The sequence below is a fragment of the Rhodococcus gannanensis genome (genome assembly GCF_042681175.1).
In the GTDB taxonomy this organism is placed as follows: domain Bacteria; phylum Actinomycetota; class Actinomycetes; order Mycobacteriales; family Mycobacteriaceae; genus Rhodococcus_G; species Rhodococcus_G gannanensis.
In genome coordinates this window covers 297,345-323,892 of record NZ_JBHUFB010000019.1, presented here as the reverse complement: position 1 = coordinate 323,892, position 26,548 = coordinate 297,345, and the positions used below count along the sequence as shown (strand labels likewise).

Annotated in this window: 26 protein-coding genes; 17 read left to right on the top strand and 9 right to left on the bottom strand. The window is 68.7% G+C overall.

Annotated features, from left to right (window positions below; translation table 11 throughout):
• Nucleotides 1-88: 88 nt before the first annotated feature.
• The 3 genes from ACFSJG_RS20900 to ACFSJG_RS20890 all read right to left on the bottom strand — a co-directional run bounded on the left by ACFSJG_RS20900 (nt 89) and on the right by ACFSJG_RS20890 (nt 2,848).
• Nucleotides 89-658 carry a mismatch-specific DNA-glycosylase gene (locus tag ACFSJG_RS20900; RefSeq protein ID WP_378487156.1) on the bottom strand — a complete coding sequence of 190 codons (570 nt, stop codon included), beginning with the start codon at nt 656-658 and terminating at the stop codon, nt 89-91.
• A 20-nt stretch (nt 659-678) separates the two neighbouring features.
• Nucleotides 679-2,340 (bottom strand): alkaline phosphatase D family protein, encoded by a 1,662-nt coding sequence (locus ACFSJG_RS20895; protein ID WP_378487155.1) that lies wholly within the window; start codon nt 2,338-2,340, stop codon nt 679-681.
• 79 nt (nt 2,341-2,419) lie between these two features.
• A complete protein-coding gene (locus ACFSJG_RS20890) occupies nt 2,420-2,848 on the bottom strand; it encodes a very short patch repair endonuclease (RefSeq protein WP_378487154.1) in 429 nt (142 codons plus the stop codon).
• A 121-nt stretch (nt 2,849-2,969) separates the two neighbouring features.
• Here ACFSJG_RS20890 and ACFSJG_RS20885 point away from each other — a divergent pair, with 121 nt between their 5' ends.
• Both ACFSJG_RS20885 and ACFSJG_RS20880 read left to right on the top strand, forming a co-directional pair.
• On the top strand, nt 2,970-3,680 hold the full coding sequence (locus tag ACFSJG_RS20885) for a phosphatase PAP2 family protein (protein ID WP_378487153.1): 711 nt from the start codon (nt 2,970-2,972) through the stop codon (nt 3,678-3,680).
• Between the two features lie 184 nt (nt 3,681-3,864).
• The gene (locus ACFSJG_RS20880; protein ID WP_378487152.1) at nt 3,865-4,605 is read left to right on the top strand and encodes an IclR family transcriptional regulator; all 741 of its coding nucleotides are present in this window, start codon (nt 3,865-3,867) and stop codon (nt 4,603-4,605) included.
• Here the strand turns inward: ACFSJG_RS20880 and ACFSJG_RS20875 are convergent.
• Together ACFSJG_RS20875 and ACFSJG_RS20870 are read right to left on the bottom strand one after the other, a co-directional pair.
• On the bottom strand, nt 4,602-5,837 hold the full coding sequence (locus ACFSJG_RS20875) for a multidrug effflux MFS transporter (protein ID WP_378487151.1): 1,236 nt from the start codon (nt 5,835-5,837) through the stop codon (nt 4,602-4,604). The two genes, ACFSJG_RS20880 and ACFSJG_RS20875, sit on opposite strands and share 4 nt — an antisense overlap.
• Nucleotides 5,834-6,685 carry an alpha/beta fold hydrolase gene (locus ACFSJG_RS20870; protein WP_378487150.1) on the bottom strand — a complete coding sequence of 284 codons (852 nt, stop codon included), beginning with the start codon at nt 6,683-6,685 and terminating at the stop codon, nt 5,834-5,836. The genes ACFSJG_RS20875 and ACFSJG_RS20870 overlap by 4 nt, the downstream gene beginning before the upstream one ends.
• Nucleotides 6,686-6,787: 102 nt before the next feature.
• On the opposite strand from ACFSJG_RS20870, the gene ACFSJG_RS20865 reads away from it, so the two are divergent.
• From ACFSJG_RS20865 to ACFSJG_RS20795, 15 genes are all read left to right on the top strand, one after another.
• Nucleotides 6,788-7,273: an FAS1-like dehydratase domain-containing protein gene (locus tag ACFSJG_RS20865; protein ID WP_378487149.1), complete on the top strand. Its 486-nt coding sequence runs from the start codon at nt 6,788-6,790 to the stop codon at nt 7,271-7,273.
• Nucleotides 7,270-7,686 (top strand): hotdog family protein, encoded by a 417-nt coding sequence (locus tag ACFSJG_RS20860; RefSeq protein WP_378487148.1) that lies wholly within the window; start codon nt 7,270-7,272, stop codon nt 7,684-7,686. Before ACFSJG_RS20865 ends, ACFSJG_RS20860 begins: the two co-directional genes overlap by 4 nt.
• Nucleotides 7,687-7,766: 80 nt before the next feature.
• On the top strand, nt 7,767-9,080 hold the full coding sequence (locus ACFSJG_RS20855; protein WP_378487147.1) for an aromatic ring-hydroxylating oxygenase subunit alpha: 1,314 nt from the start codon (nt 7,767-7,769) through the stop codon (nt 9,078-9,080).
• 126 nt (nt 9,081-9,206) lie between these two features.
• Nucleotides 9,207-10,550: a M20 family metallopeptidase gene (locus ACFSJG_RS20850; RefSeq protein WP_378487146.1), complete on the top strand. Its 1,344-nt coding sequence runs from the start codon at nt 9,207-9,209 to the stop codon at nt 10,548-10,550.
• On the top strand, nt 10,550-11,503 hold the full coding sequence (locus ACFSJG_RS20845) for a DODA-type extradiol aromatic ring-opening family dioxygenase (RefSeq protein WP_378487145.1): 954 nt from the start codon (nt 10,550-10,552) through the stop codon (nt 11,501-11,503). The genes ACFSJG_RS20850 and ACFSJG_RS20845 overlap by 1 nt, the downstream gene beginning before the upstream one ends.
• 37 nt (nt 11,504-11,540) lie before the next feature.
• Nucleotides 11,541-12,413, top strand: coding sequence for an alpha/beta fold hydrolase (locus ACFSJG_RS20840; RefSeq protein ID WP_378487144.1), 873 nt, complete (start codon nt 11,541-11,543; stop codon nt 12,411-12,413).
• 81 nt (nt 12,414-12,494) lie between these two features.
• Nucleotides 12,495-13,442, top strand: coding sequence for an NAD(P)-dependent oxidoreductase (locus ACFSJG_RS20835; protein ID WP_378487143.1), 948 nt, complete (start codon nt 12,495-12,497; stop codon nt 13,440-13,442).
• Between the two features lie 225 nt (nt 13,443-13,667).
• The gene (locus ACFSJG_RS20830) at nt 13,668-14,648 is read left to right on the top strand and encodes an ABC transporter substrate-binding protein (RefSeq protein ID WP_378487142.1); all 981 of its coding nucleotides are present in this window, start codon (nt 13,668-13,670) and stop codon (nt 14,646-14,648) included.
• Nucleotides 14,645-15,454, top strand: coding sequence for an ABC transporter ATP-binding protein (locus ACFSJG_RS20825; RefSeq protein ID WP_378487141.1), 810 nt, complete (start codon nt 14,645-14,647; stop codon nt 15,452-15,454). The genes ACFSJG_RS20830 and ACFSJG_RS20825 overlap by 4 nt, the downstream gene beginning before the upstream one ends.
• Nucleotides 15,451-16,284 (top strand): ABC transporter permease, encoded by an 834-nt coding sequence (locus tag ACFSJG_RS20820; protein ID WP_378487140.1) that lies wholly within the window; start codon nt 15,451-15,453, stop codon nt 16,282-16,284. Before ACFSJG_RS20825 ends, ACFSJG_RS20820 begins: the two co-directional genes overlap by 4 nt.
• Before the next feature lie 36 nt (nt 16,285-16,320).
• Nucleotides 16,321-17,109: a class II aldolase/adducin family protein gene (locus ACFSJG_RS20815; RefSeq protein WP_378487139.1), complete on the top strand. Its 789-nt coding sequence runs from the start codon at nt 16,321-16,323 to the stop codon at nt 17,107-17,109.
• Nucleotides 17,110-17,265: 156 nt separating this feature from the next.
• Nucleotides 17,266-18,276 (top strand): NAD(P)/FAD-dependent oxidoreductase, encoded by a 1,011-nt coding sequence (locus ACFSJG_RS20810; protein WP_378487138.1) that lies wholly within the window; start codon nt 17,266-17,268, stop codon nt 18,274-18,276.
• Between the two features lie 3 nt (nt 18,277-18,279).
• The gene (locus ACFSJG_RS20805; protein ID WP_378487137.1) at nt 18,280-18,600 is read left to right on the top strand and encodes a 4Fe-4S dicluster domain-containing protein; all 321 of its coding nucleotides are present in this window, start codon (nt 18,280-18,282) and stop codon (nt 18,598-18,600) included.
• Nucleotides 18,600-19,427: an alpha/beta fold hydrolase gene (locus ACFSJG_RS20800; protein ID WP_378487136.1), complete on the top strand. Its 828-nt coding sequence runs from the start codon at nt 18,600-18,602 to the stop codon at nt 19,425-19,427. The genes ACFSJG_RS20805 and ACFSJG_RS20800 overlap by 1 nt, the downstream gene beginning before the upstream one ends.
• A gap of 140 nt (nt 19,428-19,567) precedes the next feature.
• Complete coding sequence (locus ACFSJG_RS20795) at nt 19,568-20,464, top strand: IclR family transcriptional regulator (RefSeq protein WP_378487135.1); 897 nt, start codon at nt 19,568-19,570, stop codon at nt 20,462-20,464.
• A gap of 3 nt (nt 20,465-20,467) precedes the next feature.
• Here ACFSJG_RS20795 and ACFSJG_RS20790 read toward each other — a convergent pair whose 3' ends face one another.
• From ACFSJG_RS20790 to ACFSJG_RS20775, 4 genes are all read right to left on the bottom strand, one after another.
• Entirely contained in the window at nt 20,468-21,976 is a 1,509-nt protein-coding gene (locus ACFSJG_RS20790; protein ID WP_378487209.1) for an AMP-binding protein, read from the bottom strand.
• A gap of 34 nt (nt 21,977-22,010) precedes the next feature.
• Nucleotides 22,011-22,958 (bottom strand): quinone oxidoreductase family protein, encoded by a 948-nt coding sequence (locus ACFSJG_RS20785; protein ID WP_378487134.1) that lies wholly within the window; start codon nt 22,956-22,958, stop codon nt 22,011-22,013.
• A 62-nt stretch (nt 22,959-23,020) separates the two neighbouring features.
• Nucleotides 23,021-25,360 (bottom strand): CaiB/BaiF CoA-transferase family protein, encoded by a 2,340-nt coding sequence (locus ACFSJG_RS20780; RefSeq protein WP_378487133.1) that lies wholly within the window; start codon nt 25,358-25,360, stop codon nt 23,021-23,023.
• Between the two features lie 128 nt (nt 25,361-25,488).
• Nucleotides 25,489-26,466, bottom strand: coding sequence for an ABC transporter substrate-binding protein (locus tag ACFSJG_RS20775; protein WP_378487132.1), 978 nt, complete (start codon nt 26,464-26,466; stop codon nt 25,489-25,491).
• Between the last annotated feature and the right edge of the window lie 82 nt (nt 26,467-26,548).

The following is a 26,548-nucleotide window of genomic DNA, read 5'->3' as shown; positions in this document are numbered from 1 at the left end:
CCACCCACCCCGACCCCCATCCGGGGTGGTAGCAGGCGGTTACGGCTGAACGTGGCGTTCATGCGGATCAGCAGCATGAACGCCACGTTCAGCCATTCGAGAGGTGGGCGTCGGAGGCCGCGCGGCGGTACCAGTCGGCCAGGCTGTCGACCGTCTCGTGCGCGTTGAGGCCGCTCGGGTTCGGCACCACCCACAGCGCGGCGCCCTCGAAGTCCTCCGGCTGTCGACCGGTCGACGCGCGCCGGAGCCCGAAGGCGGTGCGATAGGCCGTCACGCCCGCGACCGCGACGACGGCGGGCCGCGCCGACCGGACGACGTGCCGCAGGCGCTCGGGACCGGCCCGCAGTTCTTCTGCGGTCAGTTCGTCGGCTCGGGCCGTTGCCCGCGGAGCGAGGTTGGTGATCCCGATCCCGCAGTCGATCAGCAACTCCCGGTCCGTGTCCGACATGCCGTTCGTCGGATCCACGGCACGAGGAATGACGCCCGCGCGCAGCAACGCCGGATAGAAGCGGTTCCCGGGCCGCGCGAAGTGCGCTCCGGTCGCCGCGGTCCACAGACCCGGGTTGATGCCGACGAACAGCAGTCGGCATCCGGGTCCGATCAGGTCCGGGACCTCGGCGTCACGGAAGGACTCCAACTCGGCGCGTGTGAAACCCATGGCGCCAGTAGATCATCCGTTCAGGCGTTGTCGAGCATCGACGTTCCCGCCCCGACCCGCATCGCCTTCGACGTCTCGACGCCGGCGTCCGGGTTCAGCTTGTCGACCGCGCGGAACGCGAAGCGGGCCTCGGCCGAGTCGACGTCGAGGATGCCGTAACCGTGCGCGACCATGTCCGCGTGCTTGATGTGCGGGTTCTTCGCCACGCGGCTCGCCTCCTCGGCACGAGCGCCGTCCGGGTCGGCGGCACTGCTGGTGTAGCCGCCGTCGGCGGTGTTCGCCGAGGTGACCGACGGGACGACGAACTCGACGCCTGCCCGCCGGGTGCCGGGCGCGTTCACCTGGGCGCCGCTCGGGGTTCCGGGGGCGAATCCGGTGTCCCACAGTTCGCCTGCCCAGCCGTCGTGGTCGTCGCCGGTGACGAGCAGCAGGTTGTCCACCGACTGTGCTGCGGCGGAGAGGATTTCACTGCGCTCGGCGCCGTAGCCGTCCCAGGTGTCCATGTAGGCGCGGGTGCCCTGGTCCTCGACGACCATGCCCATCATCATGTTCGGGTTCGCGACGACCTTCCAGCGCGCGTCGGAGGTGGTGAGACCGTTCAGGAACCACTGCTTCTGCTGTGCGCCCAACATGGTGCGGCCGGGTGCGTCGGCGTCCGCGCAGACGATGTGGTCGAGGGAGTCGCCGCACGCCTGCTTGTCGCGGTACTGGCGGGTGTCCGGAGCGAACAGCTCGACCGTGCGGCCCACCCGCAGGGAGCGGTAGGTGCGGGTCGGATCCCCGGCGAATCGCGGGACGGGCATGTGCTCGAACCACGACTGCCACGCCCACTGCTTCTTCTGCTCGAATCCGACCGCTCCCTCGATCGGGGAGATGACGGGGAAGGTCCAGCCTTCCGTGCTGTAGTTGTTGCGGAACTCGTGGTCGTCCCAGAGCGGGATGAATGCGTGATTGGCGTGCATGGCACGGAGATTGGCGTCGGTGCGGTACCGGCGGTACTTGTCGCGCATGGCCTCGATGGTCTGCGGGAACGCGTTGCTCTCGACGCCGCGGACTCCGGGCTTGGTGAACTCGTAGACGTAGTCGCCGAGGCAAACGACGAAGTCGAGGTCCTCTGCGGCGAGGTGGCGGTGGGCGGCGTAGTAGCCGTCCTCGAAGCCCTGGCAGGTGAACCAGCCGATGCGGACCGGCTCGTTGGAATCGGCGGGCCGCAGGGTCTTGAACCGCCCGACCGGCGATTCACCGCCGTCGCCGCGGAACTGGTAGTAGTACGCCTCACCCGGAGCCAGGCCTGCCACGTCGAAGTGCACGGTGCCGTCGGCGTCGCTCGCCACTTGGACACGTTCGGCGATGACGGGGCTCGACAGGTCTTCCCGTTCCGAGACGATCAGCGCCAGCTCGCCGCTCGGTGCGCTGCTGCCCGCGCTGCCGGTGGAGACGCTGCTGCTGTTGCCGCCGCCCGCCCCGACCCTCGTCCACAGCGTCGCTCCGTCGGTGCGGGGTACGCCTGCCATGACGCCGTTCGCGAATTCGGGGTTGCGGATCAGTCCTGGTCCCGCGTCCGGTGCCTGTCGCAGGACAGGGGAGGCGTGCGCGCCCGCGGGGAGCAGTACGGCCCCGCCCAGTGCGGAGATTCCTGCCAGGAAGGCGCGGCGAGAGACGGTGGAGGGCGGTACGGGCACAGGTCACCTCGAACGGGAGCGGACAGTTACACATTGACACTAGACGTAACTCTGCAGTCCCTCACAGTTTTGCCGATGTTCACCGATCGTTCGATTTCCCACGCAGCGCGGCCTCGACCGTGTCGGCCGCGGCAACCGGGTCCTCGTGCTCCCAGATGCGCACCACCGTCCAGCCCGCGGCCGTGAGCAAGGCATCTGTGTCCCGGTCGCGGACGACGTTGCCCGCCAGCTTCGCCGCCCACCAGTCGGCGTTGTTCCTCGGTGAGGTCGCGTGCGCCGGGCAGCTGTGCCAGAAGCAGCCGTCGACGAACACCGCGACCCGCGCGCCCGGGAACACGAGGTCGGCGCGACGGCGCATCCCGGGCAGCGGAGCCCGATCGACCCGGTAGCGGCGGCCGCGGCGGTGCAACTCGCGCCGCAGCGCCAGCTCCGGGACGGTGTCGCGCCGCCGCTGCGCGCTCATCCGGTTCCGCGTCGCCACCGAATCCGGAAGTGGCCGGTTGGTCATGACGTCGATTGTCTGCCGGCGTCGAGGCGTATCCCAACCATTTGTCCGCTGTTCACCATTCGGCGGTTGTGCCGGTCGGTGCTCTCAGGTTCGTGCCAGCTTCGACCCGTACATTCCTCCGGTGCGCTCTCGCTTCATTCCCCGGAACTGGCCGCTCGGCATGGCCGCCCTGATCGTCGCGGCCGGCATCCTCGCGGTGTTCGGTCCCGCCGAGATGGAGAGCAATCCGGTGATCCGGTGGTCGACCTCCCTGTACCGGGATGTCGATGCCGTGACCGCGTCCTGGCCTTCCGGGGCAGGCACCGTCAGCGACCTCGTCGCGGAGGCGGGACTGGTCGCGCTCGCGCTGATGCTGGCGGTCTCGTTGTGGTGGGGGCGTGGCGACACCCGCACGCTCGCAGTCGGCGTGGCAGCGGGCGCCGGAGCAGCCGGTTCCGCGCTGGCGACGCTCGCCGTGAAGTCCGTCGTCACCGAGGAACGGCCCTGCACCGCACTACCCGGAGTACACGCACTGTCGGAGTGCCCGCCCCTCGGCGACTGGTCGTTCCCCAGCAACCACTCCGGCATCTCCGCGGCTTTGGCAACCGCCGTGGTCCTCGCCTCCCTCGCTGCGCGCCGCATGTGGATGGCGGTGCTCGCCGCCGTCACCGCGGTGATCGTGGGCATCTCCCGGGTGGTGAGTGGGGTGCACTACCCGCACGACGTCGCGGCGGGACTGGTGTTCGGTTCGTGCATCGCCCTCGCGTTCGCGGTGGCCCTCACCCCGGTCGCGGCGACGGCGGTGCGCCGAGTCGGATTCGGTACTCCGCCGCGAGAGCCCGTCCACTCCTGAAGCGCCAGGAACGCGGCTCCGACCGCGCCCGCCGCGGGCACCGCGTTCGCGTGCTCCCTCACCCGCACCACCGTTCTCCGTCGGGGCGAACCTCGGGCAATCGTGCGTCCACGACCGCTCACGTACCCTGGGACGGTCCGGTCCGCTCACCGGACCGGGCTCGACGGTGGAGGCATTCCCGCTGATGGACACGTTGTTGAACAAGGCTCGCAGGGTTCTGGACGCCTTCGATGCCGACTCACACGTGCTCTCGCTGACCGAACTGGCCCGCCGGAGCGGTGTCCCCAAGACAACGGTGCACCGGATCGCGAGCGAGTTCGTGGACTGGGGGCTGCTGGAACGGGCGGGCACCAAGTACTGCCTGGGCATGCGGCTGTTCGAGCTCGGCCACCTGGTGCCCGCACAGCGCCGCCTGCGCGACGCAGCACTGCCGCACCTCCAAGAACTGCATGCCGTCACCCGGACGACCGTGCACCTCTCGATCCGCGACGGACTCGACGTGCTGTACGTGGACAAGCTGTCGGGCCACGGCGCCGTCGAGCTTCCGTCTCGGGTCGCCGGCAGGCTGCCCCTGTACATGACCGCGACCGGAAAGGCGATCCTCGCGTACTCACCACCGCAACTGGTCGAGCAGGTCGTCGACAACGGCCTGACCCGCGCGACCCAGTTGACCGTGGCCTCGGCAGGCCGCCTGCGCGGGCAGCTCGAGCGCACCCGTGCGCAACTGTTCGCGGTCGAGGTCGAGGAGGTCGTGCTCGGGGTGGGGAGCGTGGCGGTGCCGCTGTTCAGCCGGTCGGAACTGATCGGGGCGATCTCGCTGACGACGGCGACCTCGCGGATGAACATCGAGCGGATGGCGGGACACCTGCGGCTCACCGGTGACGCGATCGGGCGGGCAGTCCGCGAACTGGAGCGCTCCGCCTAGTCCCGGGCGCCCGCGCAGAGGGCTCCCAGCGCGAGCAGCGCTGCGCCCGACATGGCGACCGCCACCGCGAGGCCGGTGTTCCCGAGAACGCCGACGACCGGGGCGACCGCGGCGGCCCCGCCGAACTGTGCGAAACCGACGATCGCGGACGCGGTGCCCGCCGCCTCGCCGTGCCGCGTCAGTGCCAGCGCGGGTGCATTCGGCATGACGAACCCCGTCGCGCACAGCAGCGCCAGCACCGGAAGCACGAACCCGAGCACGCCACCGAGCTCCGCGGCCGCGATGCCGACGAACAGGATCCCGATCAGAGCACTGACCGCCAGCGATACCACGGAGATCCGCATCGGTGACCAGTGGCCGAGCAGCACGACGTTGAGCTGTGTCGACGCGATCAGGACCGCGGCCCCGCCGGTGAAGGCGAGCCCGTACGTCAGGGCGGAGAGATGGAACTGCTCCTGCAGCACGAATGCGGATCCCGCGATGTACGCCCAGAGGACGGCCCGTCCCAGACCGCAGGCCAACGCGAGCATCACGAATCGACGATCCCGAAGCACGGTCCCGTAGGTTCGCAGGAGTGGACGGATCCCACCCCGAACCCGGGTGTGCGGGGGGAGGGTCTCGGGCATCGCAAGGCCCCCGAGCAGCATCATCGCTACACCCAGGCCGGCCAGCACGAGGAAGATCCCGTGCCAGGAGACCACGGTCAGCAGCAGTCCACCCGCAGTCGGGGCCAGGATCGGGGCCACACCCATCACCAGCATCAGACGCGAGAGCACGACGGCGGCGTCGCGGCCCGCGTACAGGTCACGGACGACGGCCATCGCGATCACCCCGGTCGCGGCCGCACCGAGACCCTGAAGCGTCCGCAGTGCTCCGAGCACGGTGATCGACGGCGCGAACCAGCACGCGAGCGATGCGAGGACGTGCACGGACGTTCCGACGACGAGGGGGCGCCTGCGTCCGAGGACGTCCGAGAGCGGGCCGATCACCAGCTGTCCCACGGCGAGCCCCAGCAATGTGCCGGTCAGCGTCAGCTGGACGGTGGCGTCCGAAGTGGCGAGGTCGTCCGCGATCGCCGGCAGCGCAGGCAGGTACATGTCGACAGTGAAGGGGCCGAGAGCGGTGAGCAGACCCAGGATCAGAACCAGACGGATCCTGCTCCCGCCCTCGGGAGCCGGCGTGACGGTGGCGGAGCCGGCGGGAACCGCCGCGTCGGTGACCCGTGACGTCACGGATGCTGCTGGTTCAGGAACCCGGTGACCACCGTGTAGTAGTCGTACGGCCGCTCCTCCTGCAGATGGTGCGAGGCCTTGTCCATCACGTACAGGTGCCCGTGCTCGATCATCCGGGCCAGCATGAGCGGGTAGTCCGGTGTGAGGAACGCGTCGTGCATGCCCCACGCGAACAGCGTCGGAGCCTTGATCACGCCGAGCTCGGCGGTGAGATCCTGCCAGTCACCGCGGGGGTTGTCGGACGCCGCGGCCAGCGCCATCTCGTCGGGGTCGAGGCTCTGCTCGTAGCGCATGTCGAGCGTCTCCTCGGGGAGCCGATCGCCGTCGAACCACTCGAGCTTCGTGATGAGCGCTCGCATCTTCTCGCGTGAGGGGCCCTGGCCGCCGTAGTAGACGTCGCGTGCGTTGCGGCCGCGGCGACCGTCCTCGGGCAGCGGGGCCAGCGGCCCGTAGAACACCGGCATGCTGCCGGTGATCACCAGCGACCGGACCCGATCGGGGTACTTCGCCGCGAGGTTGAGCGCGATCGTGCCGCCCCACGAGTTGCACACGAAGTCGGCACGGTCGATGCCGAGTTCGTCCATGAGGGCAACGATCTTGGCGGCGTGGAAGTCCCACATCGGCCCGGTGATGGTGCACTTGTCGGACAGTCCGTATTGCAGGATGTCGACGAGGATCGCGCGGCGATCCTGCGCGAACAGGGGTGCCACCGGCCCGAAGTCCGACCACGCGGTGCAGCCCGGGCCGCCGCCGTGCAGGAAGATCGTGGGGGAGCCCTCCCCCAGGTCGTGGTAGTGGAACTTCACGCCGGCTGCGGTGGCGTACAAGCTGTTCGGTCGATTCGTCATGCGGACACCTGACCCGATCGCAGCGCGGGAGCAAAGGCTCGCGGTCCGGCAGGCGGTCCCGGTCTGTGGTCGCGCAGGTCGTCGCGACCCTAGCGTCGCCGCATGGGAACTGAACTGGACACGGCGTACGAGCGGTCCACGTCGATGATCGGCGCCGAGGAGCGGCGCCCGCTCGGTGTGGTCCGCGTCGACGAGGCGGTGGCATTCGCCCGCGCGTGCGCGGAGGACGATCCGCGCCACCTCGACCCGGCACGGCCCGACTTCACCGTGCACCCGATGTATCTGCCGAGCCTCCTGCGCGGGCCGCGTGGTGGCCTCGACGACGAGTACCGGGCCGACGGCATGTTCGCCGACGAGGTGCCGGGGACCGCCGGACTCGACGTGCGCCTGATGGCCGGTGGCCAGGACATCGAGTTCCACCGGTCGACGCCCCTCGGCGAGCAGATCGAGGCGAGTCGCACGATCGAGAGTGTCGAGTTCAAGGGGCGTCCCCAGTCCCGGTTCCTGTTGATCACCGTGGCCAAGACATACCGCGCCGCCACGTCGGGAGTACTGGCCACCGTCACGGAGAGGTTCATCGTCCGATGAGCGAACATGTCGCCTCCGCAGTCGGGGACGAGATCGAACCCGTTGTGCTGCAGACCGACCCGGTCCGAGTCCTGAGGTTCGGGGCCGCCACGCACAACGCGCACCGCATTCACTACGACACCGCTCACGCGCACAGCGAGGGGCTCGCGGACCGCGTCGTGATGGCGCAGTTGCACGGGTCGCTCTTCTTCCGCGCCGCGGCGCGGTTCGTCGGAGACCCGGATGCCGTCGTGTCGGTCGGGTGGCAGAACCGGGCACCGGCCTACGTGGGGTGCACTCTCACCGTCACCGGAACGGTCCGGGTGGTCGACGGCGGCCGCGTCACCCTCGCGCTCGAGGAGCGGAGCGGTGACGGGACGCTCTGCGCCGCCGGTGAGGCGATCGTTCTCCCGACGGTGAACCCGGTCTGCTGAGCGAACCCGATCCGTTGGAGCGAGCGGCGGTTCACCGGAAGATCTGCGTACCACAAGATCTCGTGTCGAGAGGACTTCACATGACTGGTGTCGAGGCGCCGGGCGCCGCGCAGGCGCTCCCGGAGAGGCCGCGTGCGGCCGGTCGACAGGACTGGACGGCATGGCCCCGATACAACGAGGCCGGTAGCGGCTACCGGGGATACTGGTACCCGGTGACGTGGTCCAGCCACATCACCAAGGACCCGAAGAGCTACACCATCTGTGGCGAGAAGCTCGCGATCATCCGCGACGGCGGCAAGGCCTATGCGCTGCACGATCGTTGCCCGCACCGTGGTGTCCCGCTGTCCGAGGGCGACCAGCAGTTCCCGGGCACAGTCAGCTGCCCGTACCACGGCTGGACCTTCCGCCTGACCGACGGCAAACTCGCCGCCGTCATCACGGACGGCCCCGACTCGAAGATCTGCGGCAAGCTGTCGGTGCAGACCTACTCGGTGGAGGAACGGCTCGGCCTCGTGTGGGTGTACATACCCATCGCGAGTGAGCCGGCTCCGCCGATCGACGAGCAGTTGCCCCGCGAACTGGTCGAGAACGAGGGCATCGTCGGCGGCCGTATCCAGCCGCGAGGCGGCAACTGGCGGTTCGCGTGCGAGAACGGGTTCGACGAGGGGCACGCCAAGTACCTGCACCGCACCGCACTGTGGCGGCTGTTCAAGCCGATGCCGACGTGGAACATCACCAGCATCATTCCCGAGGGACGCTGGATCTACCGCGTCCAGGAGGAGGTGTACTGGGAGGCGGACTTCCCGGGAGTCGGGAAGTGGACCAACAAGCGCTGGTGGAAGAAGAAGCCCGACGAGAGCCAGATCTCGCAGATCGGCAACGTCGGAGCCGGTCTCAAGGTGAACCCGGTGATCGCGGCCCAGAACTTCCCGGGATTCGCGTCGCTGTCGATGCCCGGCGTGCTGCGCATCGCGTACCCGAACTTCATCCACTACGAGTTCTACGTGCCGGTCGACGACGACAACCACCTGTACGTCGGTCTCATGGTCAACTTCGTCACCGGCGTGCGCAAGCTCGGCTTCGTCGCCAAGTACCTCGGCGCGATCCGGTGGCTGTTCCACGGTCAGTTCTCGGGTCAGGACGAGTGGATGGTCCGCGTCACCGACGCACCGCCGGAGAAGCTGTACCGGCCCGACGTTTCCCTGACCACCTGGCGCAACCTCGCGGAGGAGGAGTACTCGGAGAAGATCGCGGCCGCACTGGCTTTCACGCCTGATCCTCCGGTCCGACCTGTTCGGGAGCGCCGCACCCCGGCCGCCCGCACAGCGTCGGCGACCGCCCCCACCGAGTCGACCAACGGGGCGAGCGTGTCCGCCGCGGCCGACACCGAATAGAGGAGAACCTTCGATGCTCAGAACTCTCGTCGGCACGATGCTCGGCGTCCTCCTGGCCACCGGTGCGCCGCTTGCCTGGCGCTACGTTGCGGTACGCAGCAACACCCAGGTACACCAGGTCAACTCGTGACCGCGGGGGCCGTCGATCCTCTCGCCGGTCTCGACGAGCAGCGCAGCGCGTGGACCGAACATGCGTGGGCGAAAGTGGATCTCGAGCTGCTGCGGGACCTGACCGTCGGGATGGTGGACGTTGCCAGCCCGACGGGTGACGAGGCGCCGCTCGCACGCCACATCACCGACACGTTCACCGCCTGCGGCATCGAGGCCCACACGATGAGCCTCGACGACAGACAGGCGAACTCGTGGGCCCGATTGCGCGGCGACGGGACAGGTCCCGACCTACTGCTGTACGCCCCGATCGACACCGTCACGAGCGGCAACGCGGACGAGGACCTGCCGTGGGCCGGAGACGTGCTGCGCCCGGACATGACCGCTGTCGCGCACAGCACGGGTGACTACGTCGTGGGCCTCGGAGCCTCGAACCCCAAGGGGCATGCGGCGTGCGTGATGGCTGCGGTCGAGGCCGTCCGGGCCGCGGGCATCCCCCTCACCGGTGACCTTCTCGCCGGCTTCGGCGCCGGAGGCATGCCCACCAACGCCCGCCCCGGAGTGGGCAACCCGCGCCGCAACACCGGACAGGGTGTGGGCTGCTCGTTCCTGCTCGAACAGGGTGTGTGGGCGGACTTCGCGCTGATCGCCAAGCCGGGATGGACGGTGTCGTGGGAGGAGGTGGGACTGGCCTGGTTCGAGATCGCGGTGCACGGCAGCCACACCTACGTCGGCTCGCGTCACCGCCTGCCCTACCGCAACCCGGTGGCCCTGGCAGGCGCGGTGGCGCAACGTCTCGAGGACTGGTTCCCGCAGTACTCGGCGCGGCACCGCGACGGACTGGTGTTCCCGCAGGGGATGGTCGCCAACATCCGGGGCGGTTGGGAACGCACCGCGTCGTTCACGCCCGAGCAGGTGCGGATGACGGTGGACCTGAGGCTGAGCCCGCGGACGACGCCGACCGCGGCGAAACGTGAACTGGTGGAGGCGGTGCAGTCCATCGCCTCGGACCTGGATGTCCGCATCGACGTCGAGCAGATCCTGGCGATCCCCGGTGAGGCATCCGACGAGCAGATGTGGCTGTCCCGCAGCGCAGTACAGGCGTGGGAAGCATTCGAGGGGCAGCCGCATCGGGAGCTTCTCGATGCCAGTGGCGCAACCGACGCGAACATCCTGCGTGGTCGCGGGATCCCGACCGTCCGGGTGGGTATGCCGAAGGTGGTGGATGCCCCGTTCGACGTGGACTTCGCGATGGGCATGAACACCGTCGATCTGCGCGAGGCGGAGAGGCTGACCCGGTACCTGGTCCGTGTCGTGGTCGACACGGTGACCCGCACACTCGAGGAAGTAGGAGTCGGCTGATGGCCAAGATCGTGCTGGGGGTCGGTGCCTCGCACAGCACCCTCATGAACACACACTGGGAGGAGACGACTCACAAGGCCGAGGCCGAGCGGTTCCGGGACGCGCTGTACGCGGCGCGCGACCGCATCGCCGCTGCGCGCCCCGATGTCGTTATCCTGATGGGGTCCAACCATTTCCGAGGATTCTGGCTCGATCTCATCCCGCCTTTCACCCTGGGAGTGGGTGAGTGCAACGCGAGCGGTGAGTCGGGTACCCCGAAGGGGCCGCAGAACGTCGACGTCGATCTCGCACGGCACCTGGCGGGTGAGGTGGTCGAGAGCGGCCGGTTCGACCTGGCGTTCTCGGCGCGCCTCCAGATCGACCACGGTCAGTCGCACGCCATCCAGCACCTGCTGACCGGCCTCGACGTCCCGATCGTTCCGCTGGTGGTCAACGTGTTCGCGCCGCCGCTCCCGACGTTCGGACGATGTGAGGAACTCGCCTTCGCACTCCGTGAAGCAATCGCGTCGTATCCCGAGGACAAGCGGGTGGTCGTGATCGCGTCCGGTGGACTGTCGCATCGTCTGCCGTGGCCTGACTGGCGCGATCCGCACGGTGAGGACGAGGACTTCATGGTGCAGGCGTGGCTGGACGGCCGGGAGAATTGGTCCGACTACGACGTCCGCCGCCGCCAGATCATCCGGGCCGCCGAGGCCGCGATCTCACCGGAGTTCGACGACCGGATCCTCGACCTGTTCGCCACCGGCAAGGCCGCCGAACTCGCCGGCTACTCGACGAGCGAACTGGAGGCCGAAGCGGGTAACGGTGCCCAGGAGCTTCGCACCTGGCTGATGATGGCCGCGATCCTGGACTACATCCCCGCAGAACGCCTGGCGTACGAGGCGATTCCGGAGTGGCTCACCGGCATGGGCGCCGTCGTCCTCGACCCGGCGGAGCATCCGGTCGAACCCTGATCGTTCATCATTCTCCACCTCTGTAAAGGACATGCACATGACAATCTGGAACGAACTGGCCGGACTCGACTTCGCGGTGAAGACGGTCGACGCGGCAGGCATTCCCACCCGTTCGCTGCAGGCCGGCTCGGGTGACGAGGCCGTGGTGTTCCTGCACGGCACGAGCGGTCACCTCGAGGCATTCTCCCGCAACATCGCCGCGCACGCCCCGTACTACGAGTGCCACGCGATCGACATGCTCGGGCACGGTTACACCGGCAAGCCCGACTACCCGTACGAGATTCCGCGCTACGTCGAGCATCTCGTGAACTACCTCGATGCCGTCGGGCTCGAGAAGGTGCACCTCGTCGGTGAGTCGCTCGGTGGCTGGGTCGCCGCACACCTCGCGAGTGAGCAGCCCGAGCGAGTGTTGTCGCTGCAGCTCCTCGCGGCAGGCGGGACCGTCGCCAATCCCGAGGTGATGGAGCGGATCCGAACTTCGACCGCGAAGGCCGTCCAGAGTGACGACATCGAGCTGACGCGGGCGCGCCTCCATCTGCTCATGCACGATCCGGTCAACGCCACCGAGGAACTCGTCGAGGCACGGCACCGGATCTACCATCAGCCTGACTTCGTTGCCAACATCCACAACCTTCTGTCGCTGCAGGACATGGAGACCCGCCAGCGCAACCTGCTCCGGCCCGACCGGTTGGCGCGGATTCAGGCCCCGACCCTCGTCGTGTGGGGACACGAGAACCCGTTCGGTGACGTGCCGGAGGCGAAGAAGATGGCCGCGGACATCCCCGGTGCGCAGCTGCAGCTGTACCCGGAGTGCGGACACTGGCCGCAGCACGAGCAGGCGGCGCTGTACAACCCGCTCAGCCTCGAGTTCCTGGCGAAGGCATCGGAGCGGGCGAAGAACGTGGCCTGACCGACCGAAGGACCCGGACATCTCGAAGCCGGCCGTGCCCCGTGCGCGGCCGGCTTCACTCATCGAGAGGACGGTTCGCGGATGCGAATCCTACTGTTGGCCCCCAACGAGGAGGACGGACTCACCGTCGCGGTGCGGGCCGCCGCGGTCGGTCACGAGGTGTTCCGGCCGACCGCCAGGACCCGGGCCGAGCTGTGGGAGCTGCTGCCGGGAGTGGACATCGTGGTCGGCGACTGGAGCGGCGAACTCCCCTTGGGGGCAACCGAAGCCGCGCTGGCACCGCATCTGCGGCTTATCCAGCAGCCGGGTGTGGGGACCAACTGGATCGACGTCGACGCCTGGAACAGCGTGGGTGTCCCGGTGGCCAACACTCCGGGTGCGAATGCCGCGTCGGTCGCCGAGTGGGCGGTCGCGGCAGCGGCTGCGGTGAGCCGGTCGATCGCGTGGGCCGACAACGAGATCCGTTCCGGTGGCTGGCCGCAGCAGGCGATCCTCGACCACGGCTGCCGCGATCTGGGTGATCGACGGGTGGGGATCGTCGGATTCGGCGACATCGGACGGCGCTGTGCCACCCTGTTCGAGGCGTTCGGTTGCGCCGTCGCCTACACCGCCCGGCACTCCCGGCCCGACACAGCGGTGCGGTATCTGCCGCTGGACGACCTGCTCACCGAATCCGACGTCCTCGTCGTCGCCGTCCCGCTGACGGCACGGACGCGCGGGCTCGTCGGCGAGCGTGAACTCGGCCTGTTGCCACCGGACGCGATCGTGGTCAATGTCGCGAGGGGGCCGGTGATCGACGAGACGGCTCTCACGGCGGCCCTGCGCACAGGCCGTGTCGGAGGCGCCGCGCTCGACGTGTTCGACACCGAACCACTCGGTGCCGACAGCCCGCTGCGGTCGCTGGATCGCGTCCTGGCGAGTCCGCATGTCGCCGGCGGCAGCGCCACCGCGCGTCGGCGCATCTACGAGATGACCGCTGCGAACGTGGCACGCGTGTGCGGGGGTGCGTCGCCGTTGTGGACGGTGTGATTCCGCCACCCGGACCACGCGATACCGCGAAACAGATGCCCGCTCGTGTTTCGTCGGAGTTTCGGAGAACCCGTCCGTACCAGGTGCGATGTTGCGTCCGGGTAAGTTCCGCGGTCCGGTCCGCACGGCGGACCGTGTTGGTTTTCGCGGACTTCCCGCGCCGTTAGGTTTCTTCACCACGACCCCGCGAATGCGGCCCAGATCACAGAACGAAGGTGTGCAGACATGGCCTGGCGATCGAGATTCGGCAAGGTGACCCTTGCATCAGCAGCGTTGGTCCTCACGGTCGCTACCGGGGCGTGCAGTCGCCCCGCCACGCAGAGCACGGCCGACACGGGTGGTGGTCCCCTCCGGATCGCAGTCGGCATCGATGCCTCCTACGCGCCGTTCTTCGTCGCCGATCAGGAGGGGATGTTCGCGGACGCCGGACTCGACGTCCAACTGGTCCAGTTCGGCCGCGGCGGCGAGGCCGTGGACGCGTTGGCGACCGGACAGGTCCAGGTGGCGGGCAGCTCGGACACCACGACGATCGCGCAGTTGCGCCAGAACCCGTCGCTCCGGGCCATGTACTCGTACGAGGTGTCGGGTGACTACATCAAGGTGGTCCTGCGTAACGGAGTCGACTCGGCGGCCGGCGTCAAGAAGATGGGCATCGTCCCGGGGCTGAGCCAGATCTCCACCGACAAGTACCTCGAGGCCAACGGTGTCCCGACGGATTCGGTGGAGATGGTGTCGGCAACTCCGACCGACATGCCCGCCCTGCTGAGCCGCGGCGACATCGACGGCTACGTCCTCTGGGAGCCGTGGCCGGCCACTGCGCTGTCCCAGGGCAGCGGACATGTCGTGGCCGTGACCGGCGACTACGACTGGTTCTATCACCACTGGGCGATCACCACTGCGCCGTGGCTCGCGGAGAACGAGGACACGGCCCGCGCGATCGCGAAGGTTCTGGCCGAGGCGAGCGAACGCGTCGAGGCCGATCCGCAGATCGCCGCGACCGCGACCAAGGCAGCTGTAAACGTCGCCGAGGACCAGACGATCACCGCGGTCGGCGAGATCGATTTCGGTGTAGAGAATCTCACCGGCAAGGACGTGGAATCAGCACAGTCGATCGTCGACTTCTACAAGAAGATCGGCGTTCTCTCCGAGCAGCCCGACCTCACCTCGGCGATGATGCTCGATTGGTATCAGGAGGACAAGCAATGACCGCGACAACCACCATCAAGGGCGTCCCCATCGACGTCCGTGACCTCGGCATCAGTTTCGGTGCCGCCGAGATCGTCTCGGGAATCGACCTCGACGTCCGGCCGGGAGAGTTCGTCTGTCTGCTCGGACCGAGCGGATGCGGCAAGTCGACCCTGCTGTCGGCGATGGCGGGATTCGTCAAGCCGTCCGCGGGCGACATCGTCTGCGACGGAGACGAGGTCTACGGCAGCAATCCGCACGCGGGCATGGTCTTCCAGAGTTCGGAAGCGTTGTTCGAGTGGATGACCGTGAGCCAGAATGTGGCGTACGGCCCGCGGATGCACGGGGCGGACAAGGCTGCCCAGGCCCGGATCGCCGCCGAGTACCTCGCGATGGTCGGCCTGCCACATGCCGGTGACAAGTTCCCGGCCCAGCTCTCCGGCGGTATGCGCCAGCGCGTGCAGATCGCACGGGTGCTGGCCAATCAGCCCTCCCTCGTCCTGATGGACGAGCCGTTCGGCGCACTGGATGCGCAGACCCGGCAGGTGCTGCAGAGCGAGCTGGACAAGATCTGGCGGCACACCGGCTGCACGGTCGTCTTCGTCACCCACGACATCGACGAGGCGCTGACCCTCGCGGACCGCGTCGTGGTCATGTCCGCGGGCCCCAAGGCCCGCATCAAGAGCATCTACGAGGTGCACGCGCCGAGGCCGCGGGACCGGGCACACCCCGACGTGATCGATCTGTACGAGCAACTGAGAGACGACATTCGCGCGGAGGTCGTGGCATCGCTGCGCAACCAGGGCATCGAGGAGGACCAGCTGTGACCGCCGTCGCCGACACCCCCGCCACCGTGCGCGCCGCGCGTGCGCCACGTGCCCGGCGCAAGGCCGCCGGTGCCACCGGCGCCGCCGCGCGCACCGCACTGCTGTGGATCGCGTCGGCCGTGATCGGATTGGCGGTCTGGTCGTTCCTCGCCTGGTGGTACGGGCCCACCACGATCGCCTCTCCCGTCGAGGTGTGGAAGGCCGCAACCGAACTGGCCGAGAGCGGTGTGCTGTGGACGTCCATCTGGGCGTCGGCGCAACGCATTCTCATCGGGTGGACCCTCGGCGTCGTGATCGGCGCGCCGATCGGCATCCTCATGGGCCGCGTCAACATCGTGCGCCAGTTGCTCGACCCCTACATCGAGTTCTTCCGCTTCATCCCGCCGATCGCGTTCGTGACCCTCGCCGTGGTCTGGTTCGGTATCGGCGAGACATCGAAGGTGGTGCTGATCTTCTACACCTCGGTCTTCATCGTCACGGTGAGCACCATCGCCGCCACCGTCGCGATCAGCGAGAACAAGCTGCAGGCCGCGACGAACCTGGGGGCGGGCAAGCTCCAGATCATGAAGACCGTCGTGCTGCCGTCGTCGGTACCGGGCATCATCACCGGCGCCCGCCTCGCGATGGGCAACAGCTTCCTGACGATCGTCTCCGCCGAGATCGTGGCGGCCGACCACGGTATCGGGTCGATGATCTGGCAGGCCCGCAACTACGGACGCATCGACTGGACCTTCGTCGGCATCATCGTGCTCGGCATCATGGGGTTCGTGTTCGACCGGATCCTGCGCCTGCTCTCGACGCGGTATCTCGCCCGGTACGGCGTCAAGTAGTCCGTCCACCCCATCCGTCGAACACGAAGGGACGCAATGACTCACGCACCCACCATCGCCGAGCTGGCGGGCATCCCCGGACGACCCGAATCCGGCGACGTCGACACCGAGCGGCATCGCAGGAAGGTCGCGGTGATCGGCGGTTACCGGATCCTGTCGCGGTTCGGTCTCGACGAGGGCATCTCTGGGCACATCACCGCCCGCGATCCCGAGCGTCCCGACACCTTCTGGACGGCGCCGTTCGGCAGGCACTTCTCCCGCGTCCTGCCGGACGAACTGCTGCACGTCGACTCCGACGGCACCGTCCTGTCGGGAGAAGGTCCGCTCAACCGGGCCGCCTTCGTCATCCATTCCAAGGTGCACGAGGCTCGCCCGGACGTGATCGGCGCGGTCCACGCGCACGGCCTGCAGGGTAAGGCGTTCTCTTCGCTGCACCGTCTGCTCAGCCCGATCACGCAGGACGCGTGCGCCTTCTTCGAGGACCACTCCGTGTACGACGAGTATCACGGTGTCGCGCTCGACGAGGAGGAAGGCCTGCGCATCGCGGCGGCGCTCGGGTCGAACAAGGCCGTCGTCCTGACCAATCACGGGCACCTCACGGTCGGGACGTCGGTCGAGAGCGCGGTGTGGTGGTACGTGTCGATGGAGCGGTCGATGCAGGCCGAACTGGCTGCGCGGGCCGCGGGTGAACCGGTGGCGCTGCACGACGAGATCGCCGCGCAGACCTACGAGGCCGTCGGCACCGAGAAGGTCGGCTGGTTCGCGTACTCGACCATCATCCAGAAGATCGCTGCCGAGGAACCGGAGGTCTTCGGCTCGCCCTAGGGGCAGTCGAGTCCCGCAGAGGCGGGCACACCCGCATCCCTGCGCCGGTGTGCCCGCCTTGTCGTGTGGAAGGACTCCCCGGATCGGGTCGAAACCAGTCTGCTGACCGGACCCGTTTCATTTGGCAAGTGCAGCAACGTCATTAGCGTTGCCGGCATGAACGCTTCGCTGACCGCGTCGACCGGTTCCGGTCTCGACGTCGACATCCTGATCATCGGCGCAGGCCCGGCCGGGCTGTACGGCGCGTACTACGCCGGCTTCCGCGGGCTTCGCGTGGCCGTCCTCGACGCACTGTCCGAACCCGGCGGGCAGGTCAGTGCCATGTACCCCGAGAAGGCGATCCTCGACATCGCCGGGTTCCCGTCCGTGAAGGGGCGTGACCTCATCGCCGGCCTGCTGGAACAGGCCGCGCCCTACGACCCGACGTTCCTGCTCGGGGAGCAGGCGCAGACCCTCGCGCACACCGACGACGGACGCGTCGTGATCGGAACGAGCAGCGGCCGCACCGTCACCGCGGGCGCGGTCGTGATCACCGGCGGGATCGGCACGTTCACCCCCCGCCCGCTGGTGAAGGGTCTCGACTTCCTCGATCGCGGTCTGAGCTACTTCGTGCCCGATCTCTCGGCGCACACGGGCAAGGACGTCGTGATCGTCGGTGGTGGCGACAGCGCCTTCGACTGGGCCGTGCATCTCGAGCCGATCGCGTCCTCGGTGACGCTCGTGCACCGCCGCGACAAGTTCCGGGCGCACGGCGCAACGGTCACGAAGGTCCGCGACAGCACTGTACGGATGCTCGTCAACGCGGACGTCTCGGCCGTGCGCGGCAACGGCTGGATCGCGGAGGTGGACGTGGCGCACAAGCCGGAGGGGACGACCACGACGCTGCCTGCGCAATCGGTGATCGCGGCGCTCGGTTTCACCGCAGACCTGGGTCCGATGACGGACTGGGGCCTCGAGATCGACTCGAGGCACATCGTCGTCAACACCCGTATGGAGACCACCGTGCCGCGGGTGTACGCGGCCGGGGACATCACCGACTACCCGGGGAAGGTACGGCTGATCGCCGTCGGCTTCGGCGAGGCCGCGACCGCGATCAACAACGCGGCCGCGGTGCTCGATCCCGACGCCGAGATCTTTCCCGGTCATTCCACCGAACAGGAGGGCTGAGCAATGGCTTTCGTCATCGGCGAGGCATGCATCGACTACATGGACCGATCGTGCATGGAGGAGTGCCCGGTCGACTGCATCTACGAGGGAGAACGCAAGCTCTACATCAACCCGAACGAGTGCATCGACTGTGGCGCATGTGAACTCGCGTGCCCGGTGGAGGCGATCACCGTGGACCGCAAGGCGGACCCGGAGTTCAAGGAGGACGCCAAGCGCTTCTTCCTCGAGATTCTCCCGACGCGCAGCGAACCGGTGGGCAACCCGGGCGGCGCCGCCAAGATCGACGTGATCGGCGTCGACACCGAGATGGTGTCCGCGTTCTGATGGGCGTGCGGTTCGGGTACGCCGACACGTCGTTCGGTCAACTGCACTACGCCGAGCAGGGCACGAGGCCGGTTCTGCTCCTCCTGCACCAGACCCCGCGCTCGTGGGACGAGTTCCGTGAGCTGATCCCGCTGCTCGCGTCCGACTTCCGGGTGATCGCGATGGACATGGTCGGCTTCGGCGCCAGCGCGACGCTCGACGCGCCGCAAACCATCGAGGCGTTCGCGCAGGGCGCCTGGGAACTGCTGGACGCTCTCGGCGTCGAGCGGGTGTCCGTCCTCGGGCATCACACCGGTGCCGCCGTCGCGATGGATATGGCCGCGGCGCCCGGAGACCGGATCGACGCCGTCGTGCTGTCGTCGTGCCCGTGGGCGGACGCCGAGTATCGGGCCGGTCACACGGGGGCAGGTGGGGTGGACTGCGCCGAGCGTGTCCCCGACGGCGGCCACTTGCGGACGCTGTGGGATCTGCGGCGCCCCTACTACCCGGAACCGGTCACCGACCTGCTGGACCGGTTCGTCCACGACGCGCTCGCGTACGGAGTCGACCCCGCGGAGGGGCACCGTGCCTGTGGGCGCTACCGGATGGAGGACCGGATCGGCGAGGTGCGGGCGCCGGTGCTGCTGATCGGGGCCGGCGCCGATCCGTTCTCGATGCCACACCTCCCGACGCTGCGTGAGCGTCTCACAGGGGCGTCCTCAGTCGTCGACGTCGTGATCGAGAAGGGCACGGTCGCACTCGTCGAACGGGAGGCGCCCTCCGTCGCGAAGGCCGTCCGCGCGTTCGCGGCCACATATGTGAATCGGCCTGTGACCAGCAGTATGTAAACACTGTGAGACGGGTCCACTGACCGGACCGTGTGACGTGCGTCTCGGGACTTTGGACCCTAGCGTCGCCTGTATCAGGGGTGTAGGTCGCGATCCCGGCTCAGGCCGGGCGAGCTCCCCAAGGTGGCAGGAGGCCAACAGTGACGACAGCCGCGCAGCGATCGGTCGATCTCGGTTCGGTGGTATCCCTCAAGGCGGCCGCGCCGATGGCGGGCGGTGAGATGTCCTCGGTGCTGGGCAAGGCTCGTCTGATTCTCGACGCGTTCGACAACGACCACAGCGACCTCTCGCTGACGGAGCTCACGCGCCGGAGCCGAGTCGCGAAGGCGACCGTTCATCGACTGGCCGGCGAACTGGTCGAGTGGGGACTCCTGGAGCGCGCAGGGACGAAGTACCGGCTCGGTCTGCGTCTGTTCGAACTGGGGCAGCTGGTTCCGCGCCAGCGGATTCTGCGGGACGCGGCCCTGCCCTACATGGAGGACCTCCTGCTCGCCACCCAGGAGACCGTGCACTTCGCGGTCAGGGACGGTATCGACGTGCTCTACATCGAGAAGATCATCGGGCACCGTGGCCTCAACCAGCAGTCCCGCGTTGCCGGACGGCTGCCGCTGTACTGCACCGCGACCGGGAAGATGATCCTCGCGTTCTCGCCGCAGTCGGTCTTCGACGAGGTTGTCGAGCAGGGCTTCACGGCGCTCACCACCCGCACCACGATGTCGGTGTCGGTGCTGCGCCAGCAGCTGGAGCGGATGCGCAAGGACCAGCTGGCCGTGGAGGTGGAGGAGACACGTCTGGGTTACATGAGTGTCGCCGTGCCGGTCTTCAGCGGCCCCACCAGCATCGCAGGCGCGCTGTCGGTGACCGGGCCCACCGTCCGGATGAACGTGAGCCGGGTGACGGGCGCGTTGCGTACGGCGGGTGTGGGGATCAGCCGCACCTTGCACGCGATGAAGTGCACGCACTCGGCGTTCGACTCCATTACCCGGACGCCGTCGTGCAGCCCGACGATGTGCTCGTTCAACGGCTGCGGCAAGTGACGATCAGCCGCCGCGCCGCGTGGGCGCGGCGGCCTCGGCGTCCCACGTCCCCGCCCTGGCACCCCGGTCCCGCAGCTCGGCCTTGCGTACCTTGCCGGTCTCGGTGAGGGGCAACGCGTCGACGACATCGACATAGCGTGGCAGGGCGAAGTGGGCGAGGACCGGTTCGGCGAAGCGCCGCAGGGCGATCGGGTCGACGGTCCGACCGGGACGAGGGACGACCGCGGCCATCACCTCGTCCTCGGCAAGCTCGGAGGGAACCGGGAACACCGCGACCTGCGCGACGTCGGGGTGCTGGGCGAGCACACCCTCGACCTCGGTCGACGAGATGTTCTCGCCCCGTCGGCGGATCACGTCCTTGATGCGGTCGACGAACCGGAACCAGCCGTCGGGTTCGCGGACCACGCGATCGCCGGTGGCGAGCCAGTTGCCGGGTGCGGGGGCCGTGTCGCCGAGATAGCCGAGCGCGAAGGCGCCGTCGAGTTCGGTGCGCACCAGGAGCTCGCCCGGTGAGCCGTCCGGCACGGGTGTGCCAGCAGGGTCGACGACGAGCGCGTCGTACCCCGGCATGACCGTGCCGAGGTAGCCCGCGCGCCGTTCACGTGACGTGGTCCCGATGACGAGATTGCTCTCGGTGGAGCCGAATCCGTCGATCAGCTCGACGCCGAACCGGTCGTGGAAGGGCTGTGAGAGTCGCTCGGGTGTCGCGGGCGCGAGGGCGCGAGTCGCCCGGTGCGCCCGATCGTGTGGAGCAGGCGGACGGCCGGCGAGCATCGCGACCATCGCGCCGAGCAGGTATACGACGGTCGCGTCGGCATCGGCGACGCGGCTCCAGTACTCGCGCACCGAGAAGTGCTGTCCGAGGACGAAGGTGCCGCCCGCCACCAGAGCTTGGAAGAACGCGTTGATGGCGTTGGTGTGGAACAACGGCAACTCGTTGTAGAGGACGTCGTCCGGTCCGAGTTCCAGTGACTCGCTCACGCCGCGTCCCCACCACAGGAACTGTGCCTGCGGGCACCGCACGCCCTTCGGCAACCCTGTGGTGCCGGAGGTGAACAGCACCGCAGCAACATCGTGGGCCGAGATGTCCTCGACCGGTGGCAGCGGCGGCGAGTCCGGCCGAGGCGCGGACGGAGTTCCGACGATCCACAGCTCGTCACGGAAGCCCGCCGCCGCGACCCGCTCCGCATACTCCGGCTCGATCAGTAGTCGGCGCGCACCCGATGTCGCGAGGACGTGGCTCAGGGCGTCGCCGCGCAACGCGGTGTTGAGCGGCACCGCGACGGCCCCCAGCCATGCGCACCCGAGGAGCAGGTCGATCGCCTCGAGGCGGTTCGAGGTCATCGCGGCCACCGGATCTCCCCGCCCGACTCCGCGCCCGGCGAGCGACCCGGCCATCGCGGCCGCGCGGTCGGCGAGCTGACGGTAGGTGAGCCGTACGTCGTCGACCCGCAGCGCGGTATGACCACCGCGCCGATCGGCGCGGTCGAGAAGCAAGGCCGGAACGGTCATCTGCTCCGGTAGCGGGATGGTGCCGGTCACCGTGTCACGGAACGACGACGGCACGGCCGGCTACCCTACCCTCGCGCATCAGGTGCAGTGCGTCGGCGATCTCGTCGAGCGGGAACTGCTGTACCGCGAGGCGGATGTCGCCGGCCACCAGCCGCGCGATCAGGTCCGGGGCGAGCTCGGCCTGTCGCGCCGTCTTGCGAATCATGTTGACCGGCAGAATCGCAACGTCGCTGAGGAGCCAGTTCGGCAGGTCGACCGTGAGCTGTGTCCCGAGGGTGTAGCCGATCAGGGCGGCGCGCCCGCCTGGCACGACGCGGGCGAGCAGGTGCGGCAGCGCGTCCCCGCCCAGGGTGTCGATCAAGACCTCGGCGACCGGATCGGGCCCGAGTGCCTCGGCCACCTCCGCGCCGCGCCCGACGACCGGGCGGACGCCCTCCGGCAGCAGCGCGACCTGGTCCTCACGCGGCACCACGCCGATCACCTCGGCGGCGCCCGCGAGCAGCGCGAACTGGGCCGCCATCGAGCCGACGGCGCCGGATGCGCCCGAGACGACCACCCGTTCACCCGCCGCCACGTTCGCGACATCGTGCACGGCCACGTAACCGGTCGTGCTGGGCAGCAGGAACGTGGCAGCGACCGCAGGGTCGAGTCCCGAATCGAATGGTGTGAACGCCTTGTCGGCGGCCACCAGGTACTCCGCCCAGCAGCCGCTCTTGAACAGTCCGATCCCGCCGCCGCGCACCAGGACCTTGGTTCCGGGTGCAAGAGTGTCGGATTCGACGACGGTACCGGCGCCGTCGGTGCCCCCGATGTGGGGGAGGGTCGGCCGGACGTTGAAGTTCCCGCTCGCGACCGTCATGTCGAGGTGACCGAGAGCGGCCGCGTCGATTCGGACCAGGGTCTGGCCGGGTTCCCTGACGGGGCCGTCGATCTCGTCGATCACGGGAGCCTGTCCGAAACTGTGGAGCCGAGCGGCGCGCATGTGTTCTCCTTCTGGATCTTTCGAAACGGGATCGGTCCGGTGGGCCGGGGGATCAGGTCGGGTCAGGTCAGGACACCGTCGGCGCGCAGCCGGGCGACGATCTCGGGCGGGTACCCGGCGACATCGCGCAGCACGTCGTCGGTGTCGGCGCCGAGCAGCGGTGCCGCCCGGCGGACGGTCACCGGCGCACCCACGCGTACGGGGGCGCCCTCGTGCAGGAAACGGCCGACCTTCGGGTGGTCACCAGGCTGGTAGTAGCCGCGCACCCGTAGGTGCGGGTCGCTCTCGACGAGGTCGCGACCGTTCTGGACGGTGCCGGCGGGGACACCGGCCGCCTGAAGTCGTTCGGCCACGGACTCCGCAGGGAGGGACGCCGTCCATGCCGTGATCGCGGCAGCGATCTCGGCCTCGTGCTCACGCCGCGCGTCGGCGGTGCGGAAACGATTGTCACGGGACCATTCCGGCAGCCCGAGTGTGTCGCACAGGAGTCGCCAGTCGGCGTCGTTGCGGACCGCGATCGCGCACCAGCGGTCGGCACCGAGGCAACGGAAGACCCCGTGCGGGAACATCGCGGGATGGGCGTTGCCGATCGGTTCGGGGAATCGTCCGGTGCCGGTCGCCTGCACGACACTGGTGCCCATGTGTGTGGCCATCGCCTCGAGTTGGGACAGGTCGACGTGCTGGCCGCGGCCGGTTCGGTCGCGGTGCTCGAGTGCGGCGAGGACGGCAGTCGCGGCCTGGAGCCCGGCCACGATGTCGCCGTGGCCGTAGATCACGCCCACCACCTGGTCGGCACTCCAGCCGGTCAGTGCGGTCAACCCCGTTGCAGCGGAGACGATGTCGGCATACGACACCCAGTCTCTGCGGGGGCCGGTGTGTCCCATTCCCGACATCGAGACGTACACGATGTCGGGGCGCAGCTCGCGCATGCGCTCGTACCCGAATCCCATCTTCTCCATGACGGAGGAACTGAAGTTCTCGACGACGACGTCGCTCTGTGCGATCAGGTCGGCCAGGACCTCGAGTCCGGCAGGCGAGCGGGTGTCGAGGGTGATGCTGCGCTTGTTCCGGTTGACGTCGTTGAAGTACCCGCTGGTGTCCGGGTCGTCGTGAGGACCACGGGACAGGTGCATGAACGGCGCGAACCGCGTGGGATCCGGGCGGCCGAGGGACTCGACCTTGACGACGTCGGCGCCGTGGTCGGCGAGGATGCGGGTGCAGTAGGGTCCGGCGAGCACCCACGTCAGGTCGAGCACTCGGACACCTGCGAGCGGGAGCCCCGGCGAATCCCCTTCAGGCGCTGCGTGATCAGCGGGGGCCGGCCGATCTGTCAGCGCCTGGTGCTCGCCGAGATCGGCCACTGCGAGATCCCGGGCCCGGGCACCCTCCGGGAACGCGAAACCGAACCCCAGGTCGCGGGTCACGCCGTCACGCGAGACCACGTCGACGAAGAAGTCGCGGTCGTTCAGTTGCGGGTTGACGAGCAGTTCGTCCGGGCGGTCGACGGCCGACCACGGCAGTTTGCGGGACTGCGCCGCGACTGCGAACTCCTCCTTCGTCCACTTGTCGAGGAACCGCTGCACCACCTCGAAGACGTGGTCCTGGTGCCGCTTCCGTTCCGCCGGATCGCTCCAGCGCGGATCGTCGAGGTCGTCGGCCGCGCCCTCCTCGACCAGCCAGGCCAACAGCGCGTCCCACATGCGCGGGCTGCCTCCGAGTCCCCCACCCAGGAAACCGTCGGCCGCGCGGAACAGCCCGTGCGGCACGAGTGGGTGCACTCGCCCCGGTCGCGGCGGCACTCGATCCTCGTGGAGATACGCCAGGGCGCCGGCCTCGAGACTCGCGGCCACACACTCCTGAGCCGAGACGTCGACGAGCGGCACCGGTTCTCGTCGACGGGCCCGCAGACCCAGCAGCGCGCCGATTGCGGCGTTGACTCCCGCCAACTGCTCGGCCTGACCTCCGGGAAGCAGCAGGGGAGGACCGTCCGGGTCGCCGACCTGCGCCATCATGCCGCCGAGGGCTGCCACCGTGAGATCCGTTGCAGCCCAGCCGCTGCGCGGCCCGTCGACGCCGAACGGCGTCACCCGCACGTGCACGGTGGAGTCGACCGGAAGCGTGACGGCCTCGGCTCCCGGTGCGCTGCCGTCGAGGAAGACGTCCGCCGTGGCGACCAGGCGCGCGAGATCGCGGCGGCCGGAGTCGGACTCGAGATCGAGTACAACGGACTTCTTCCCGGCATGCCAGTGGCCGAAGGCGTGTCCGCCGAACTCCTGCCGGCCGGGATCCCCACCCACCGGTTCGACGAGCACGACGTCGTAGCCGAGGCCGACGAGGATCCGCCCTGCGAAGCGGGTGAAGGGGCTCGACAGTTCGACCACCCGGATTGCGGATTCGACCACGGCTGCTGCTCCGATCGGGTTGTGGGTTCTTCAGTGGGTGCGCCGACCCTAAGGTGGTCACGGGCGCAGGGGAACGATTCCGTTCTGCTGACCGAACCGGGGCTGTCCGGTCAGCAGAACGTGTCCTCTCATTCGTTGTTCGCGTGCTCGCCGACCCAGCCGTGCAGCATCACCGTGTCGGTGTCGACGGGTCCGGGGATCTTGCCCTGATCACGGAAGAACGTGACAAGGTCGTTGGCGCGGGCCGTGTCGTCGGCGGTGAAGTCCCGACCTACGAAGTCGATCTGGGTCACGGTGCGCTTCGCCTCCGCCGGATCCATCTGGATCGCTGCCGAGATCGCGGTGGCCGCACGATCGGGATCCGAGTTCACGATCGCGGCCGCGTCGGCGACGACGCCGAACACACGCGCCGCGAGTTCCTCGTTCGCGGACAGCCACGATTCCGAGGTGAGCAACCACTGCGAGTACCGGGCACCGAAATCGCCGCTGGTGCCTGCGACGCGTCCGCCGGTCGCGACGGCCTGCGCGATCCACGGGTCGAACGAGATGAAGCCGTCGATGTCGCCGCGGGCGAGCAGGGCTGGCTGCTCGGGCGGGCTGGTGCTCACCAGTTTCACGGAGGCCGGGTCGACGCCGAGGCTGCGCAGGTACGCGTCGGTGAAGTACAGGCCGATGCCTGGGAAGACTCCGAAGGTCTTGATCGACTGCGGGGTGATCCCTTCGCGCAGCACCACCTGGAAGTACCGGTCCGACTCCTCGTACACGCCGAGGGCCCGGAGACTCTTGTTGTTGGCCATCACCGTCAGTGCGGTCGAATCGGCGTTGCCGGACATCTCGGAGGTGCCTGCCACGACATTCTGCGCGCTGGCCGCACCGCCCTCCGTCTGGATGATCTGCACGTTCAGGCCCGCCGCCTCGAACATCCCCTCGTGCTCGGCGACGAAGAACGGTGCGTAGGACGGATCGACGCCGACCGAGATGCGGACCAGCCCGTCGGGGGCGGACGAGGCGGTGTCCGATGCCGGCCGGGAGCACGCGGCGACGGCGAACACCGTGGCGAGCGCCACGACGGCGACGACGCGGCGTCGTCTCAATCTGGTCTTCATGTGTGATGCCTTTCGCATGGGGTGATGGCCGAACGCATCGACCGACAAGGCAGGTCGGCGCGGCCGGGTGGGGTGCGGGCGA